At 69.0% G+C, this 14451-nt stretch carries 13 protein-coding genes; 4 read left to right on the top strand and 9 right to left on the bottom strand.

Features of this window, described 5'->3' with window-relative positions:
• Window positions 1–3: 3 nt before the first annotated feature.
• From ACWGQ1_RS09500 to ACWGQ1_RS09540, 9 genes are all read right to left on the bottom strand, one after another.
• Complete coding sequence (locus ACWGQ1_RS09500; protein ID WP_452312848.1) at window positions 4–1125, bottom strand: polysaccharide deacetylase family protein; 1122 nt, start codon at window positions 1123–1125, stop codon at window positions 4–6.
• Between the two features lie 2 nt (window positions 1126–1127).
• Entirely contained in the window at window positions 1128–2243 is a 1116-nt protein-coding gene (locus tag ACWGQ1_RS09505) for an adenosine deaminase (RefSeq protein WP_452312849.1), read from the bottom strand.
• Between the two features lie 50 nt (window positions 2244–2293).
• Window positions 2294–3586: a thymidine phosphorylase gene (locus tag ACWGQ1_RS09510; RefSeq protein ID WP_452312850.1), complete on the bottom strand. Its 1293-nt coding sequence runs from the start codon at window positions 3584–3586 to the stop codon at window positions 2294–2296.
• A complete protein-coding gene (locus tag ACWGQ1_RS09515) occupies window positions 3583–3981 on the bottom strand; it encodes a cytidine deaminase (RefSeq protein WP_136030366.1) in 399 nt (132 codons plus the stop codon). Before ACWGQ1_RS09515 ends, ACWGQ1_RS09510 begins: the two co-directional genes overlap by 4 nt.
• 25 nt (window positions 3982–4006) lie before the next feature.
• Window positions 4007–5293, bottom strand: coding sequence for an ABC transporter permease (locus ACWGQ1_RS09520; RefSeq protein WP_136036306.1), 1287 nt, complete (start codon window positions 5291–5293; stop codon window positions 4007–4009).
• Window positions 5290–6609, bottom strand: a complete 1320-nt coding sequence (locus ACWGQ1_RS09525; RefSeq protein ID WP_136030370.1) for an ABC transporter permease — start codon at window positions 6607–6609, stop codon at window positions 5290–5292. The genes ACWGQ1_RS09520 and ACWGQ1_RS09525 overlap by 4 nt, the downstream gene beginning before the upstream one ends.
• The gene (locus tag ACWGQ1_RS09530; RefSeq protein ID WP_136044442.1) at window positions 6606–8120 is read right to left on the bottom strand and encodes an ABC transporter ATP-binding protein; all 1515 of its coding nucleotides are present in this window, start codon (window positions 8118–8120) and stop codon (window positions 6606–6608) included. The genes ACWGQ1_RS09525 and ACWGQ1_RS09530 overlap by 4 nt, the downstream gene beginning before the upstream one ends.
• Window positions 8121–8226: 106 nt before the next feature.
• Complete coding sequence (locus ACWGQ1_RS09535; RefSeq protein WP_136030376.1) at window positions 8227–9339, bottom strand: BMP family lipoprotein; 1113 nt, start codon at window positions 9337–9339, stop codon at window positions 8227–8229.
• A 149-nt stretch (window positions 9340–9488) separates the two neighbouring features.
• Window positions 9489–10604, bottom strand: a complete 1116-nt coding sequence (locus ACWGQ1_RS09540) for a mannose-1-phosphate guanylyltransferase (RefSeq protein ID WP_136030378.1) — start codon at window positions 10602–10604, stop codon at window positions 9489–9491.
• 227 nt (window positions 10605–10831) lie between these two features.
• Between ACWGQ1_RS09540 and sdhC the strand changes: the two genes are divergently transcribed.
• Genes sdhC through ACWGQ1_RS09560 form a run of 4 tightly spaced genes read left to right on the top strand, consistent with a single transcriptional unit; the run spans window position 10832 to window position 14322 of the window.
• Window positions 10832–11266, top strand: coding sequence for a succinate dehydrogenase, cytochrome b556 subunit (gene sdhC / locus ACWGQ1_RS09545; RefSeq protein ID WP_136030381.1), 435 nt, complete (start codon window positions 10832–10834; stop codon window positions 11264–11266).
• Complete coding sequence (locus ACWGQ1_RS09550; RefSeq protein WP_136030382.1) at window positions 11266–11706, top strand: succinate dehydrogenase hydrophobic membrane anchor subunit; 441 nt, start codon at window positions 11266–11268, stop codon at window positions 11704–11706. Before sdhC ends, ACWGQ1_RS09550 begins: the two co-directional genes overlap by 1 nt.
• A gap of 19 nt (window positions 11707–11725) precedes the next feature.
• The gene (sdhA, locus tag ACWGQ1_RS09555) at window positions 11726–13552 is read left to right on the top strand and encodes a succinate dehydrogenase flavoprotein subunit (RefSeq protein WP_136030384.1); all 1827 of its coding nucleotides are present in this window, start codon (window positions 11726–11728) and stop codon (window positions 13550–13552) included.
• Between the two features lie 2 nt (window positions 13553–13554).
• On the top strand, window positions 13555–14322 hold the full coding sequence (locus ACWGQ1_RS09560; protein WP_136030386.1) for a succinate dehydrogenase iron-sulfur subunit: 768 nt from the start codon (window positions 13555–13557) through the stop codon (window positions 14320–14322).
• Window positions 14323–14451 lie beyond the last annotated feature (129 nt).

The raw sequence follows: 14451 nt of genomic DNA on the forward strand, positions 1-14451 counted from the left end.
GCGTCAGCCGATCCGCGACACCAGGGCGTCGAGCCCCATGCCGTAGTCGATGCGCACCACGGGAAGCGCGAGCTTGTCCGTACCGATCTGCACGTACCCGGGCTCGATCGTCCGCGCCATCTCGAAGCCGGCCTGCGCCACGCCCTGCTTCGCCGTGTCGTTGTAGTGTCCGAAGGGGTAGGCCATGACCTCGCGGACGCCCAGCACGTCGCCCGAGGCGTTGAGGTCGGCGGCGATCTGATCGGCCGTCCAGTTCACCATCCGCCCCTTGCCGTTCTCCCCCGCCTGGTGCATGTCGTTGGTGTGCGAGCGCCGCAGCACGTAGATCGACGGGGGCGGATCGGTCCGGTAGGCCGTGATCATGAACGAGGTCGACAGCAGGCGGTACTTGTCGATCACGGGCACGGCGAGGTCGAACCAGCTCTGGTCGGCGTCGTCGTCCGTGATGATGACCGAGCGCGCGGGCAGGAACAGCCGGCCGTCGATGAACGCGCTGAGCTCGTCCCACGTCGGCAGGTAGAAGCCCGTGGTGGCGATGTGGTTCATCTGCGCGTCGAAGTCGCCGATGTAGGCGTAGTTCCCGCGCAGCCAGCCCGTCTCCCCGTCCGGGTTCGATGTGAACTGGTGGTACATGAGGATCGGCACGCGCGTGCCCTCCGCCGCGTTCTCCTCCGGGGTCTTCCAGGCCGCGAACAGCTCGATCCGCTGGTCGTCGCACACCACGGGGTCGGCGCCGTTGACGCGGGCCCCCGGAGTGAAGGCTGCCGCGTCTGCCGCCGTCGGGTACCACCCGGCGAACACCTTCCCCGCCACGGCCGGGATCGGCAGCGCGACGTACAGGCCGTTCTGCCACTGCAGCTGCGGATCCGCCGGGGCGCCCTCGCCGGCGAAGCTCACGGCACACGCCAGCGGGTTGTCGGCGTCGGCCAGCAGCTGCTCGACCGCGGTCAGCGGCGTCGGCGACGGCGACGGCTCGGGGCGCGGCGACTCCGTCCGCGCCGGTGCCGCCTCGGCCGCCCCCCGGTTCAGCAGCAGGTATGCCGCCGCGCCGCCCCCGACCAGCAGCACAGCGGCGAGCGAGATGATCAGTGCGACGCGCCCCCGTCGCTTCCCCCCGGAAGCCACGGTCAGGCGTCGAATCCCTCGGCGATCATCTCCACGAGCTCCTCGCGTTCCTCGACGGGGAGGAACGCGGCGGCCGCGGCGTTGAACTGGAAGGTCTCGAGGTCGTCGAGGTCGTAGTCGAACGTCTCCACCAGCAGCGCCAGCTCCCGCGTGAGCGAGGTCGCGCTCATGGTGCGGTTGTCCACGTTCACGGTGACCGCGAAGCCCAGCTGGTAGAGCAGGTCGAACGGGTGGTCGGCCAGCACGTTGCCCCAGGCCGCGACGGCCCCGGTCTGCAGGTTCGACGACGGCGACAGCTCGAGCGGGATCTCGCGGTCGCGCACCCAGCGGGCGAGCTCGCCGAAGCGCACCTGCACCTCGTCGCCCTCCTGCGTGACGACCTCCAGGTCCTCCGCGATGCGCACGCCGTGACCCAGCCGCAGCGCGCGCCCGTCGAGCAGCGCCGAACGGATCGATGCGAGTCCGGCGGCCTCTCCCGCGTGAACGGTCACGGGGAAGAAGCTCTCGGCGAGGAAGTCGAACGCGGCGCGGTGGTTCGACGGCGGGAAGCCGTCCTCCGGCCCGGCGATGTCGAAGCCCACGGCACCGCGGCCGCGGAAGTCGACCGCGAGCTCCGCGATCTCCCTGGCGCGGTCGGTGTGCCGCATGGCGGTGATCAGCTGGCCGATGCGGATGCTGCGACCGTTGCGGTCGGCGGCGTCCTCGCCCTCCTCGATGCCCTGCTGCACGGCATCCACGGCCTGTTCCAGCGTGAGCCCCGCGGCCTGGTGCTGCTCGGGCGCCCAGCGCACCTCTCCGTAGATCACGCCGTCGGCCGCGAGATCCTGCACGAACTCGCGCGCGACCCGGGTGAGCCCCTCGCGCGTCTGCATGACGGCCGTCGTGAGGTCGAACGTCTTCAGGTATTCGACCAGCGAGCCGGAGTCGCTCTGCTTCGCGAACCAGGTGCCCAGCGCGCGCGGGTCGTTCTCCGGCACGTCGAGCCCGATGGCGTCCGCGAGTTCGATGATCGTCGCCGGCCGCACGGCCCCGTCGAGGTGGTCGTGCAACGACACCTTGGGCAGGCTCCGCAGGGAGACGCCGTTCAGGCTGGCATCGCCGTTCGCATCGATCGACATGGGGATCCTCTCGGTCGCGGGACTTCGGTTTCAGGCTACCGTCCGCGGCCTCAGGCCGTGATGTGCTCGCGGACGATCGGCCCGGCCTCCGGGGCCCGGTCGCCGAGCTCCCACGCCCCCTCCAGCGCCTCGATCGCGCGGGGGAACCGTGCCTCGTCGGCCGCGGACAGGGTGAACAGCGGCTGCCCGGCGGTCACCCGGTCGCCCGGCTTGGCGTGCAGGTCGATGCCGGCCTCGTGGATGACCGGATCCTCGGCCCTGGCCCGCCCGGCACCGAGGCGCCACGCGGCGATCCCGAAGGGCAGCGCGTCCATGCGCGTCACGACACCGTCGGACGCGGCGGTCACGACGTGCGTCTCCCTCGCGACCGGGAGCGCGGCGTCGGGGTCGCCGTCCTGCGCGCGGATCATGGCCTTCCAGCTGTCCATCGCGCGGCCGTCGTCGAGAGCGGCCTCCACGTCGGCGTCGGGCTGCCCGGCGAGGGCGAGCATCTCCCTGGCGAGGGCGACGGTCAGTGCCCGCACGTCGGCCGGGCCTCCGCCCGCCAGGATCTCGACGGACTCGCGCACCTCGTTGGCGTTGCCGATCGCGCGGCCCAGCGGCACGTTCATGTCCGTGAGCAGCGCGGTCGTGGCGACGCCGGAGTCGGTGCCCAGTGCGACCATCGTGCGTGCGAGCTCCCGCGCGCGGTCGATGTCCTGCATGAAGGCGCCGGAGCCGAACTTCACGTCGAGCACGAGCGCGTCGGTGCCCTCGGCGATCTTCTTCGACATGATGCTCGACGCGATCAGCGGGATCGCCTCGACCGTCCCCGTCACGTCGCGCAGCGCGTACAGCTTCTTGTCGGCGGGGGCGAGGCCGGAACCCGCGGCGCAGATCACCGCTCCCACGTCGCCCTGCATCTGGGCGAACATCTCCTCGTTGCTGAGCGCGGCGCGCCAGCCGGGGATCGCCTCGAGCTTGTCGAGCGTGCCCCCGGTGTGACCGAGGCCGCGTCCGCTGAGCTGCGGAACGGCCACGCCGAACGAGGCCACCAGCGGTGCGAGCGGCAGGGTGATCTTGTCGCCGACACCACCCGTGGAGTGCTTGTCGACCGTGGGCTTGCCGAGGGTCGCGAAGCTCATCCGCTCGCCGGAGGCGATCATGGCGTCGGTCAGCACGCGGATCTCGTCGCGCTCCATGCCCCGCTGGAACACCGCCATCGCGAACGAGGCCATCTGCGCGTCCGAGACGTAGCCGCGCGTGTACGCGTCGACCATCCAGCGCAGCGCCGGCTCCGGCACCGCCCCGCCGTCACGCTTGGCGCGGATCACATCCACGGCGTCGAACGGCTCAACGGTCATCGTGCGTCCTCCAGGTCGCGCGGCCCGAACGCATCGGGCAGCACCTCGTCGATCGTGCGGATGCCGGAGACGGTCTCCAGCAGCATGCCGGGCACGGCGTGTTCGTACAGCAGCTGGCGGCACCGGCCGCACGGCATGATCGTGTCGCCGTCGTTGTTGACGCACACGAACGCCACGAGCTGCCCACCGCCCGACATGTGCAGGTCGCCGACGAGCGCGCACTCCGCACACAGCGTGACGCCGTACGAGGCGTTCTCCACGTTGCAGCCCGCGACGATGCGTCCGTCGCTGACGAGGGCGGCCGCTCCCACGCGGTAGCGCGAGTACGGCGCGTACGCCTTCGTCATCGCGTCGGCGGCGACCTGGCGCAGCTCGTCCCAGTCGATGTCGGTCATGACGGTCGTTCCTTCTTCCTGCGTCCTACGACTTGATGTACGGCTTGCCGTCGGCGGCAGGTGCCTTGATCTGCCCGGCGAACCCGGCGACCGCAAGCAGCGTCACCACGTACGGCAGCATCAGCATGAACTCGCCAGGGATCGGCGTCTTCAGGATCGACAGCAGGTTCTGCAGGTTCGTCGCGAAGCCGAACAGCAGTGCCGCCAGCGTCGCCCTGATCGGGTCCCAGCGGCCGAAGATCACCGCGGCGAGGGCGATGAAGCCGAGTCCCGCCGTCATGTCCTTGCCGAACTGCGGCACCGAGACGAGCGTGAAGTACGCACCGCCCATGCCCGCGATCGCACCGGCCAGCAGCACGTTCCAGAACCGCGTCGGGTTGACCTTGATGCCCACCGTGTCGGCGGCCTGCGGGTGCTCACCGACGGCGCGGAGCCGCAGCCCCCAGCGGGTCCGGTACAGCCCCCACGCGACGACGGCGACCGTGAGGAACATCAGGTAGCCGATGAACGTCTGGTTGAACAGCACGGGACCGATGATCGGGATGTCGCTGAGCAGCGGGATCTCGATCCGCGTGAACCGCACCGGCGTGTTCAGCTCGGCCTCGTTGGGTGCCAGGAGCGCGCCGTACAGGAACCCGGTGAGACCGGTGACGAGCACGTTCAGCACAACACCGACGATGACCTGCTCGACGAGGTACTTGATCGCGAACGCGGCGAGGACGCTGGCGACCAGCACGCCGCCGACCATCGCGCCGATCAGACCCACGAACGGGTTGCCGGTGATGCTCGACAGCAGGGCGGCCGAGAACGCGCCGAGCAGCAGCTGCCCCTCGATGGCCACGTTGACCACACCGGCGCGCTCGCCGATCACGCCGCCGAGGGCACCGAACACCAGCGGGACCGACAGCGACACCGCGCCGAACAGCAGGCTCGTGACGGGGACGAGGCCGCCCGCGGACGCCCACACCAGGAACCCGAACACCGCGAACACACCGTAGGCAGCGACCAGCCAGAGCGAGGTCGGACGATACACCCATGCCCGCAGGAACGAGGCGACCGTGATCACGACCAGCACGGCGAACACGAACCAGAAGGTCGACGAGGTGGGCAGGGCCACGTCGGGCAGTGCGAACGCCGACGACTGGTCGGAGAGCCGGAAGGTGCTGGTGCCGCTACGGGGTACCGCGAGGAACAGCAGCGCGAGCAGCACGGTCAGCACGGCGAGCACGATGGGCGCCTTGAGGTGGCGCTCCTTCACGGTCGCGAGCTGGACGGTGCCGTCTGCGGCCTCGGTCTGTGCGAGCGACATCATGCCGTCACCGCCTTCTTCGCGGCCTTGGCTCTCGCCTTGGCGGCCTTCTCCGCGTCGGACTTGGGCAGGAAGAACACGGTGCGCAGCAGCGGAGGCGCGGCGATGAACAGCACCACGAGCGACTGCACGACCAGCACGATGTCGACCGGGATGTCCTGCGCCTGCATCGAGAACGATCCGGCCTTGAGCGCGCCGAACAGGATGCCGGCGGCGAACGTGCCCCACGCGCGGCTGCGGCCGAGGAGAGCGACGGTGATCGCGTCGAAGCCGATGCCCGCGTCGATGGTCTCGGTGACGCCGGTGGTCACAGCGCCCTGCAGCTGGTTCATGCCCGCGAGTCCGGCGAGGCCTCCCGCGAAGAGCATCGCGTAGACGTAGATGCGCTGCACGCTGATGCCGGCGGCGCGGGCGGCGTGCGGGTTCTCGCCCACGGCGCGCATGCGCAGGCCGAGGGAGGAGCGCTCGAGGAGCCACCAGACGAACAGCGTCGCGATGATCACGATCACGAAGCCCACGTCCAGCAGCGGGAACTGCGGGCCCAGCAGCGTCGGGAACTGCGCCGACTCGGGTGTCGGCGAGCCGAGCGCCTGGTTCGTGCCCGGCTTCTGCAGCAGGCCGGGGGTCCGGATCATCCACAGCAGCAGGTAGTACGCGATGTAGTTGAGCATGATCGTGAGGATCACCTCGTGCGCACCCGTGCGGGCCTTGATGAGACCGGCGATCGCACCCCACAGCGCCCCGCCCGCGATGCCGGCGAGGAGCGTGACGGGCAGGTGCAGCCACAGCGGCAGGTCGAGGGAGAAGGTCAGCAGCGCCGCGACCGCGACACCGATGAGCATCTGGCCGCGCGCACCGATGTTGAACAGACCGACGCGGAACGCGAGCGCCACGCCGAGACCGGCCGCGATGAGCGGCGCGGCGAAACCGAGCGTGTTCGTCAGCGGACGGATCTGCGCGGCGAAGTCGGCTCCGCGGGCGTTGAAGATCGCGCCGCGGAAGAGCGCCTCGTAGCCGTTGTAGACGGCGTTCCAGGCCGCCGCCAACGTGTCGGTCGGACGGGCGAAGAAGTACCCGGACGCCTCCTGCACGTCTTCGTTCGTGAAGGCGATGAGGATGCCGCCCACGATGAGCGCGAGCACGATCGCCAGGATCGTGGTGACGGCGCTCCCCCGCAGGATCTCCTTCAGGACGACGTTCGCGCGGGGAGGCGGCGGGACGTCGGAGGGGTCGCGCGGCACGGTGCCGGTGCTCGTGGCGAGCTGTTCGGGTGGGAGCCCCTTGGTCGCGTCCCCTGCGCCTGGTGTCGCTCCGCTCACGCGGCCACCTCTCCTTCGGCCGCACCGGCCATCATGAGTCCGAGTGTCTCCCGGGGCGTGTCACCCGGGACGATGCCGACGATCGTGCCGCGGTACATGACCGCGATCCGGTCCGCGAGAGCTGCGACCTCGTCCAGCTCCGTGGAGACCACGACGACGGGGATCCCGGCGTCGCGCGTCTCGATGATCCGCTTGTGGATGAACTCGATCGAGCCGACGTCGACGCCGCGAGTGGGCTGCGCCGCCACGAGCAGGCGCAGGTCGCGGCTCATCTCCCGGGCGATGACCACCTTCTGCTGGTTTCCACCCGACAGCGTGCCCGCCGGGGTGTGGGGCCCCTGCGCGCGGATGTCGTACTCCTTGATGCGCTCGCGCGCGAACTCCTCGAGCACGGCGCGCTTGAGGGTACCGGCGCGGCTGAACGCCGGGTCGTCCGAGCGGTCGAGCACCAGGTTCTCGGCGACCGAGAACCCGCCGACCAGGCCGTCCTCCGTGCGGTCCTCCGGGACGAACCCGACACCCGCGTCGAGGATGGCGCGCACGCTTTTGCCGACCAGCTCCTTGCCGTCGAGCACGATGCTGCCCTCGACGCGCGCCGCGAGACCGACGATGGCCTCCACGAGCTCGGTCTGGCCGTTGCCCTGCACGCCGGCGATCGCGAGCACCTCGCCCGGTCGCACGGTGAAGTCGACGCCGTCCACGACGATCGCGCCGCCCGGGGTGAGCACCCGCAGTCCGGACACCGCCAGCCCGCCCTCGCCGAGTCGCGGCGCCTCCTTGTGCACCGTCAGCTCGACCGCGCGGCCGACCATGAGCGAGGCGAGCTCCGCGTTCGACGCAGTCGGCGACGCCTCCCCCACGATCCGGCCGAGGCGGACGATCGTGATGGTGTCGGCGACCTCCCGCACCTCGCGGAGCTTGTGGGTGATGAACACGATCGCGGTGCCCTCGTCGCGCAGCTGCCGCATGATGCCCATGAGCTCATCAGTCTCCTGGGGGGTCAGCACCGCGGTGGGCTCGTCGAAAACGAGCACCTTCGCGTCGCGCGAGAGCGCCTTGATGATCTCGACCCGCTGCTGCACGCCGACGGGCAGGTCGCCCACGATCGCGTCGGGGTCGATGTCGAAGCCGAAGCGCGCGGCGACGTCCCGCACGTGCTGGCGGGCCTTCGCGATGTCGAGGGTGCCGAGCGCCTTGGTCTGCTCGTGGCCGAGCATCACGTTCTCGGCGACCGTGAACACCGGTACGAGCATGAAGTGCTGGTGCACCATGCCGATCCCCGCAGCCATCGCGTCACCCGGGCCGCGGAAGTGCTGCACCTCGTCGTCGAGGAGGATCTCTCCCTCATCGGCCTGGTACAGGCCATAGAGGACGTTCATGAGGGTGGACTTTCCCGCGCCGTTCTCCCCGAGGAGGGCATGGATCTGCCCCGGTTCGACCACCAGATCGATGTGGTCGTTGGCCACGAGGCTGCCGAATCGCTTGGTGATGCCGCGAAGTTCGAGCTTCATATCTGCACCTTATCCAGAAGTGTCATTCAGGAGAATCGTCGTCCGTCCACGGCACGGGGCGAGTGGCAGCCTGCTCACCACTCGCCCCGTGTCGGACCGTTTCAGATCACGGCGAGTTCTTCGACTCCACCGTGATGTCGCCGGAGATGATCTGCTCCTGCAGCGTCTTCAGCTCGTCCATCAGGCCCTCGGGCAGCTGGGACTCGAAGTCGCCGAAGCCGGACAGCTTGACGCCCTCGTTCTCGAGCGTCCCGACGTAGGGCTCCGGGTCGAAGTCGCCCTTGGCGGCCGCGATCGTCGCGTCGTGCACAGCCACGTCGATGGCCTTCATGATCGACACGAGCGTCATGCCCGCAACACTCGGGTCGGCAACCGCGAGGTCGCTGTCCACGCCGAGCATCAGGGTGTCCTTGCCGCTGTCGGTGATGGCCGCCGCGGCGCTCTGGTAGACGGGGCCACCGACCGGGAGGATCACGTCGACACCCTGGTCGAGCACGCCCTGAGCGGTCTGCTTGGCGGTGTCGTTCGCGTCGAAGCCACCCGTGAAGGAGCCCTCCTGCGTCGCCGCATCCCATCCGAAGACCTGGACCGAAGCCGACTTGTCCTCGTTGTACTTCTCGACACCGAGCTGGTAGCCGTCCATGAACACGGCGACCGACGGGATCTGCATGCCACCGAAGGTGCCGACCTTGTTCACACCGCTCTGCGCCGACCACGCCGCGGCCGCGTAGCCGCCGAGGTAGGCGGCCTGAGCCGTGTCGAACACGAGGGGCTTGATGTTGGGCGCGTCGACCTCGCCGTCGAAGTCGTTGTCGGCCCAGTCATCGATGATCGCGTAGTCGATCTCGGGGTTCGCGAGCGCCGACTCGACCGTGGCGGCCGACAGCTTGAAGCCAACCGAGACGATGAGCGAGCAGCCCTCGGACACCGCGGTCTCGAGGTTCGGCGCGTAGTCGTTGTCGTTCGCCGACTCGAACTCGAGCGGCTTGATGTCGAGCTCCTCGGCGGCGCTGTCCATGCCCTCCTTGGCCGACTGGTTGAACGACTTGTCGTTCCAGCCGCCCGCGTCGGAGATCAGGCAGGGCAGGAAGTCGGAGTCGGCCGGCTTGTCCGATCCCCCGGCCTCGTCGGTCGGTGCCTGGCCGCAACCGGCGAGCGCGAAGATGACGCCCGCGGCGACGGTCGCGCCGAGAAGCTTCTTGGTGGTGGAGATGGTCAACTCATGCCTCCCTCAACGGAACCGCGACCATCGCGGATCGATCAAAGTTACCTAGTGTTTCAGCCTTCGTGCACGCACGTCGCCCCTGGCGCTGACGAAAGGTTACAAAGCTGAAATCAACCCACCCGATGAGCACCGATCACTGCTCATCAGAGCACGTCGCCCTGTCCGTTCAGCTTCAGCGACTCCACGACGCCCTTCACGCGCTGCGCGTTCTCCACCGTCGTGACGAGAAGCGCGTCGGGGGTGTCGACCACGACGATGTCCTTGACGCCGACGAGGCTGATGACGCGGGAGGTCTGGCTGACGAGGATGCCGCTGGCGGCATCCGTGAGCACCCGCGCCCGCGGCCCGAGAACGGCGAGGTCGTTCTTCCTGCCGTTGGTGATGAGCTTGGTGAGCGACGCGAAGTCGCCGACATCGTCCCAGTCGAAGTGCCCGGGGACGACGGCGAGGCGACCACGACGCGCGGCGGGCTCGGCGACCGCATAGTCGATCGCCGTCTTCTTGAGGCGCGGCCAGATGCGGTCGACGACCGGGCCCCGTCGCTCGCGATCGTCCCACGCCTCGGCCAGTTCGAGCAGCCCGGCGTGCAGCTCCGGCTCGTTCGCGGCGAGCTCGTCGAGCAGGACGCTCGCCTTGGCGATGAACATGCCCGCGTTCCACAGGTAGCCCCGGTCGGCGAGGTACGCCTTGGCCGTCTCCAGGTCGGGCTTCTCCACGAAGCTCTCGACGAGCGCGGCCTCACGGGCACGCTCGACGACGAGCTCGGAGCCCTTCTTGATGTATCCGAAGCCGACCGCGGGCTCCGTGGGGGCGATGCCGATCGTGCAGATGTACCCCTCGCGAGCGACCTCGACCGCGTCTCGCACCGCGAACTCGAACACGCGCGTGCCGCGGATGACGTGATCGGCGCTGAACGAGCCGATGATCACATCGGGGTCGCGCCGGTGCAGCACGGCGGCGGCCAGTCCGATCGCCGCGGCGGACTCGCGCGGCTCCGACTCCAGGAACACGTTCAGATCGGCGATGCCGGGCAGCTCGGCCTCCACCGCCGCCCGGTGCGCCCGTCCCGTGACCACCGCGATCCGATCGGGTCCGGCGAGAGGCTCGAGGCGGTCCCACGTGTCGCGCAGCAGCGAGTGGCCGGAGCCGGTCAGGTCGTGCAGGAACTTCGGCGCATCCGCCCGGGAGAGCGGCCACAGCCTGCTGCCGATGCCTCCGGCCGGGATCACCGCGTAGAAGTCCTCGATGGGTTCGCTCACCCGGCCAGCGTACCCAGCCGGCCCGCTCGGTCCCCGTGAGCCGCTCCGCGGCGACGCGGTCCCGACCGGATCCGGGCGGCGCACGCTGGTTAGGGTCCCCTTCGTCGCCCACGGCCTTCTCACAGGAATAGGATGGAGGGCGATCGGGCGTGCCTGCCCCTCCCCAGCACTTCGAGGGGTCGAGACGGCGCACGCGACCGAGTCACATCGATCCAGGGAGGACGACCGTGTCCACAAGCGCTCGCTTGACACCGTCGATTTCGGAAACCACGTCCAAGACCCCCCGCGGCACCCTCTACCGGGGTCGCGAAGGCATGTGGTCGTGGGTGCTTCACCGCATCACCGGAGTCGCCATCTTCTTCTTCCTGTTGGTGCACGTGCTCGACACGGCGCTCATCAGGGTGTCGCCGGAGGCGTACGACGCGGTCATCGGCACGTACAAGAACCCGGTCATGGCGCTCGGCGAGGTCGTGCTCGTGGCCGGCATCGTGTTCCACGCCATGAACGGTCTGCGCATCATCGCCGTGGACTTCTGGTCGAAGGGCGCCAAGTACCAGCGCCAGCTCTTCTGGGGCGTTCTGCTCGTCTGGGGCATCATCATGGCCGGCTTCGTGCCCCGCCACCTGATGCTCGCATTCGCCGGCTTCGGAGGAGGACACTGATGAGCGCTCAGACCGCCGTCGCCCCCGCCCGCCGTCAGCGCGGGGTGAACCTGGAGAAGTGGGGCTGGGTCTTCATGCGCGTGTCGGGCGTCGTGCTCGTCGTGCTGATCTTCGGCCACCTCTTCGTCAACCTCATGCTCGGCGAGGGCATCCACGCCCTCGACTTCGCGTTCATCGCCGGCAAGTTCGCCACGCCGTTCTGGCAGTGGTGGGACGTGCTGATGCTGTGGCTCGCGCTCATCCACGGCGCCAACGGCATGCGCACGATCGTGAACGACTACGTGACCAACGCCACCGCCCGCAAGGCACTCGTGTGGGCACTCGGGCTGGCCGCCGGCCTGCTCATCATCCTCGGCACGCTGGTCGTCTTCACGTTCGACCCCTGCCTGGGTGTGACCGAGTCCAGCACGCTGTGGGAGACCTGCCAGGCGCAGGGCTAGAAGAAGAGGCATACGAGAAGTGACTACCCAGACCCAGGATTCCGTCGTCCGTGACGGCGTGCACTACCACCAGTTCGACATCGTCATCGTGGGCGCCGGCGGCGCCGGGATGCGGGCGGCCATCGAGGCGGGCCCCGGCGCGAAGACGGCCGTGATCTCGAAGCTGTACCCGACGCGCTCGCACACCGGTGCCGCGCAGGGCGGCATGGCGGCGGCGCTCGCGAACGTCGAGGAGGACTCCTGGGAGTGGCACACCTTCGACACGGTCAAGGGCGGCGACTACCTCGTCGACCAGGACGCGGCGGAGATCCTCGCGAAGGAAGCCATCGACGCGGTCATCGACCTCGAGAACATGGGCCTTCCCTTCAACCGCACGCCCGAGGGCAAGATCGACCAGCGTCGCTTCGGCGGTCACACGGCCGAGCACGGCAAGACCCCGGTCCGCCGCGCCTGCTACGCCGCCGACCGCACCGGTCACATGATCCTGCAGACGCTGTTCCAGAACTGCGTCAAGCTCGGCATCAACTTCTTCAACGAGTTCTATGTGCTCGACCTCATCACCGTGAAGGACGAGGCGGGCAAGACCCAGATCGCCGGCGTCGTCGCCTACGACCTCGCCACGGGTGAGCTGCACGTCTTCCAGTCCAAGGCCGTCATCTTCGCGACCGGCGGCTTCGGGAAGATCTTCAAGACCACGTCGAATGCGCACACTCTCACGGGCGACGGCGTCGGCATCGTCTGGCGCAAGGGCCTCCCGCTGGAGGACCTCGAGTTCTTCCAGTTCCACCCGACCGGACTCGCCGGACTCGGCATCCTCCTCACCGAGGGTGCCCGCGGTGAGGGCGCGATCCTCCGCAACGCCTCGGGCGAACGGTTCATGGAGCGATACGCCCCCACCATCAAGGACCTCGCGCCGCGTGACATCGTCGCGCGCTGCATGGTGCAGGAGGTCGCGGAGGGCCGCGGCGCCGGACCGCACAAGGACTACGTGCTGCTCGACTGCACGCACCTGGGCGCCGAGGTGCTCGAGACCAAGCTCCCCGACATCACCGAGTTCGCGCGCACGTACCTGGGCGTCGACCCGGTCGTGGAGCCCGTCCCCGTGATGCCGACCGCGCACTACGCCATGGGCGGCATCCCCACCAACAACAACGGCGAGGTGCTGGCCGACAACGACACCGTGGTGCCCGGCCTGTACGCCGCCGGCGAGTGCGCGTGCGTCTCGGTGCACGGCGCCAACCGCCTCGGCACCAACTCGCTGCTCGACATCAACGTCTTCGGCAAGCGAAGCGGCCGCAACGCCGTGGAGTACGTCAAGACCGCCGAGTTCGTTCCGCTCCCCGAGAACCCCGCCGCGTTCGTCTCCGGCATGCTCGAGGACCTGCGCAACAACCAGGGCACCGAGCGCATCGCCGTGCTGCGCAAGACGCTGCAGGACGAGATGGACAAGGGCGCGCAGGTGTTCCGCACGCACGAGTCGCTGCAGCACGTGCTGGGCGTGATCGCCGAGCTGCGCGAGCGCTACAAGAACGTGCACGTCGACGACAAGGGCCACCGGTTCAACACCGACCTGCTCGAGGCCGTGGAGCTGGGCTTCCTGCTCGACATCGCCGAGGTCGTCGTCTACGCGGCGCAGAACCGCGAGGAGAGCCGCGGCGGTCACATGCGCGACGACTTCCCGAAGCGCGACGACGAGAACTACATGAAGCACACCATGGCCTACCTGACGGGCGACCCGCACTCGTCGGACCCCAGCGACCACATCAAGCTCGACTGGAAGCCCGTCGTGTTCACCAAGAACGACAAGGGCGAGTTGAACTACCCGCCGATGGAGAGGAAGTACTGACCATGTCGAACGCCATCGCCGAAGCCCCCGCGGAGACGACCGAAGACACCGGCATCCAGTCCTTCATCGTCACGTTCAACATCCGCCGGTTCGACCCCGAGGTCGACGCCGAGCCGCACTGGGTCGACTACGACGTGGAGCTCTACTCCACCGACCGCGTGCTCGACGCCCTCCACAAGATCAAGTGGGAGGTCGACGGTTCGCTCACGTTCCGCCGCTCCTGCGCCCACGGGATCTGCGGCTCCGACGCCATGCGCATCAACGGACGGAACCGCCTCGCCTGCAAGACGCTGATCAAGGACCTCGACATCTCGAAGCCCATCTACGTCGAGGCCATCAAGGGCCTGCCGCTGGAGAAGGACCTCGTCGTCGACATGGAGCCGTTCTTCGCGTCGTACCGCGAGGTGCAGCCGTTCCTCGTCGCGAACTCCGTGCCGGAGAAGGGCAAGGAGCGCCTGCAGACCATCGCCGACCGCGAGGTCTTCGACGACACCACCAAGTGCATCCTGTGCGCCGCGTGCACCTCCTCGTGCCCCGTGTTCTGGACCGACGGTCAGTACTTCGGCCCGGCGGCCATCGTCAACGCGCACCGCTTCATCTTCGACTCGCGCGACGACAACGCCGCCGTGCGCCTCGACATCCTCAACGACAAGGAGGGTGTGTGGCGGTGCCGCACGACCTTCAACTGCTCCGAGGCGTGCCCCCGCGGCATCGAGGTCACGAAGGCGATCGCAGAGGTCAAGCAGGCGGTCCTTCGCGGACGCCCCTGAGGCATCTCCTCCCCCGCGCGGAGGGGGGGTTCGAACGTGGGGGGGCACTCCTCGTGTTTCGGAGGGGTCCCTATGTGGGGGGGCGTGGGGGGGGGGGGGGTGTGTTCCACCCCCCCGGTGTCACGACCC

The organism is Microbacterium sp. NPDC055599 (genome assembly GCF_053618975.1).